Source organism: Capnocytophaga sp. oral taxon 326 str. F0382 (genome assembly GCF_000318295.1).
Lineage (GTDB): Bacteria > Bacteroidota > Bacteroidia > Flavobacteriales > Flavobacteriaceae > Capnocytophaga > Capnocytophaga periodontitidis.
The window spans coordinates 24191-27521 of the sequence record NZ_KB291397.1 but is presented as its reverse complement, the minus strand read 5'-3'; the positions used below and the strand labels follow the sequence as shown (position 1 = coordinate 27521).

Sequence of the window (3331 nt, the reverse complement as noted above, 5' to 3'; positions counted from 1 at the left end):
TGATTACTCTGATTATCAATAGCTTTTGTAGTTTTTTTGTAAGAGTATTTTGAGAGTTATCATAAAAGTCTCTTTTTCCGGCTTGTCCCCCTTCGGGGGAACGGGGGCTATAAAACTGATAATCAATATATTTTTAATAGAATAACCAAAATAAACAATATAATGAAAAAAATCTTAATAACAACCTTAGCGCTATGCTGTGTAGCTTGTAACAGCGATTGGCGCAAACAGTACGATGAAGTACTCCCCACACGCACCGAGAATATGATGGTGCGCAAAGGTGATAAATACGGACTTGTAAACCCTAAAGGATTGGAAATCACCCCCGTGAAATACGATTATATCGATACCAATCCCCCTCAAGATATGCCTTTTTACGATGTTACTATCAACAATTTAAGAGGAATCATCAAGCCTTCAGGTGAGGAAATCATCCCTGCTAAGTATGATTTTATTTGGTATTCACAGGGCGTATTTGTGGTAAAACTGAACGATAGTTATCAACTTTTGGATATCCACAACAAAAGTCTTACCCCTTGGTTTGACGAAATTGATGTGTTTTACCAAGGTTTGGCATTTGCCAAAAATAGAGGGTATTACGGTTTTTTAAATCCTAAAGGAGAGCTTGTACTGCCATTTGTATACGATGACGCAGATCATTTTAACGAAAGTGGTTACGCAATGGTGAAATACAAGGGCAAATGGGGAATGATTGACAAAAAAGGAAATACAAAACTCCCATTTGAATATGAACACGCCGAGCCTTATTCGGAACCTACCGAAGAATGGGAAGATTATTACTATATGCTCATCAAAAATGGCAAAGAACTGACTATTGATAAGAAAGGTAATTTTTTATAATATTGATTATCAATGTATTATTAATTTTTCACCTAATTTCCAAATTTACTAATTATACACTACCTTTGTAGTTGTTAATTTAAAAATCTAATTAAGTTATGAGTTTCATTATGTATTTGTCTCGAATTTCTAAGCAGCAATTACAAAGTTATTTAGAAAATCCAGCTCTTTATTACAACAGAGAGGATGATGATACCCGTTCTATTGATATTGATAGGGCTTGGAGCGGAATTATGTACCTTCTCACAGGAAAATCTTTTGTAAAAGGGAGTCCTGAGCAACCAGTAGATAGCATAAATCGCATTATCTTTAGCGAACAGTATTTTGATGAGGAAGCAATTAGAGATCTCGGAACCCCTTCTTATCTTACCCCTGAACAAGTAGCAGGTATTTACAAAAAAATAGCCCCAATTACCAAGGTAGATTTTAGAAAAAACTACGATCCTGAAGTGATGAGTCAAGACGAAAAATTGTATGCATTTGATGAATGGAGTGAGGAGGTTTTTGAGTACTTGTATGACTATTTTCAAATACTTCGATCTTTTTTTGCTACAGCTGCAAGTAATGGAGAGGCAATCGTTTCTACTGTTGGATAATTTTTTAAGTCTTAACATATTAAATTCAAAAAGTCCTCCGCTGGCGCAAGCTTGTAGCTCGTGCCTACTATAAATAGAGCTTGTAGCTCACACCAAATTTGCTCATTATACTCTACTTTTGTCCTATAATTAGCTAATTAGTAAATCAACTATGAAATATATCACTTCTTTGTTTTTGCTCTTAAGCCTTACCACACAAGCACAAAATGATTGGTTGCGCTATAGTACCTTGAGTGCTAAAGGTGGGATAAACTTTGCTAACCTTTCTTTCAGAGGTGATGGCGATTACGATCCCGTTCAAAAACCTTACTTCGGATTTGTCTATACCGACTATGTATACGAATTTCTTGCAGGTAAATTTGAGCTCACCTACTCAGGTCAAGGTAGTAAATACAAATACTCCGAAAAAGGTATCAACACTTCCTACTCTATCCCTTATCTATCAGTGGGGTATGTAATGAGTTTTAGATTTTTTAAAGGAATGCGCTTAGATTGCGGAGGCTCTCTTGATTTTGCTCTAAGCAAGGATGCTCAAATCCCCGACCAACGTATGATGGACATCGCTGGATTTATGGGACTTGAAATATACCTCAATCCACAACTTTCTCTTGAAGCACGTATCAAAGGCGGACGATGGAGTGTTACAAAAGATGATTATACGCGTGAATACCCTTTCCGCTACGAACCTAAAAATGTAGTCTACCAAGTAGGACTTACTTACTACTTCAATCCCGATGTTTGGAAAGATAAGAAAAATTAGAGAATTGGCAAATTAGCAAATTAATCCTATGGCAATACCCATAAAACTCAAAAAACGTTGGGATGTTTATCCCACTTTACAAGAGGTGCTTACAGCAACCCAAAATCTTAGTGTGTCTCCTTTTGGTACTACAATAGACGATGACTTACAAGATTTTCGCGGTATCAAACTCATTGGTAAAGGTGAATGTATCAACGTTTCTCTTAATAATTCTGATTTCTCAGGTTCGCTATGGCAAAACTTTCAAATTGCAGAAACCGAAACTTTTACTCCTCTAATAAACCGCGTAATTTTTGATGAAAGCTCTTTTCAGCAGAGTGAATATACTCCCCTTTGTGGACGAGGGGCTACATTCCTATCGTGTTGTTTTATCAATTGCAAATACAAAGGTGTTGGCTTCCTCCAAGCAGTCATTAAAGACTGCCTCTTTTCTGATATCAAAAAGAATGTACGCTTAGATTTTAACTGTAAGCTGATAGAAGATTGTTTATTCATTGGTGATATTTACAAAACTAAATTTTGGTATTCGTCCTTAAAAAATTGTACCTTTGAAGGTGTACTTTATGATACTTCTTTCTGGGGAGTAAGAGACTTTACTTCGCAAAAAGAACCTATTTTACCTGAAAAAGTAGATAACCGAATGGAAAATATAGATTTCTCTCAAGCAGAAATGATACAGTGTAATTTCTGGGCTTATTGCTATTTAGATAAAGTGAAACCTTCTGAAAGGAATTGTGTTTTTAAGGTAACCGATGAATTTTATGAATGTTTACTAACCCAAATTCAAAGCAATGAAAGTCCCTTAAAAGAGAAATTAATAAAATGGGTAAAATTATTCTACGCTCCACATATTACAGCCCCTTACAGAGTGGCTCATCCCAATGACGTTTCATTTAATCGTCCAGAAGATACTGAATTTAGCCAAACACTCTACAATTTCATCTGCGAAGCAGCAGAAGCCACCAATTGCAGAATAAAGTAAGGTTATAATAGGCTTTGGCTAAGTTTTGGGACTTAGCCAAAGCCTATTTTCTTATCTCTTACCTCCCCCGCTGGCGCGAGCTTCTAGCTCGTGCCTACTAAATAGAGCTTGTAGCTCACACCAAATTTGCTC

The 3331-nt window shown here is 36.2% G+C and carries 4 protein-coding genes; all 4 read left to right on the top strand.

Features of this window, described 5'->3' with window-relative positions:
* Positions 1-162: 162 nt before the first annotated feature.
* The 4 genes from HMPREF9073_RS05705 (at position 163) to HMPREF9073_RS05690 (ending at position 3199) form a co-directional block, all read left to right on the top strand.
* The gene (locus HMPREF9073_RS05705; protein WP_009413055.1) at positions 163-861 is read left to right on the top strand and encodes a WG repeat-containing protein; all 699 of its coding nucleotides are present in this window, start codon (positions 163-165) and stop codon (positions 859-861) included.
* Positions 862-959: 98 nt separating this feature from the next.
* Positions 960-1457 (top strand): YfbM family protein, encoded by a 498-nt coding sequence (locus HMPREF9073_RS05700; RefSeq protein WP_009413054.1) that lies wholly within the window; start codon positions 960-962, stop codon positions 1455-1457.
* 151 nt (positions 1458-1608) lie between these two features.
* Positions 1609-2217: a hypothetical protein gene (locus HMPREF9073_RS05695; protein WP_009413053.1), complete on the top strand. Its 609-nt coding sequence runs from the start codon at positions 1609-1611 to the stop codon at positions 2215-2217.
* A gap of 28 nt (positions 2218-2245) precedes the next feature.
* Positions 2246-3199, top strand: a complete 954-nt coding sequence (locus HMPREF9073_RS05690) for a hypothetical protein (RefSeq protein WP_009413052.1) — start codon at positions 2246-2248, stop codon at positions 3197-3199.
* Positions 3200-3331: the final 132 nt, after the last annotated feature.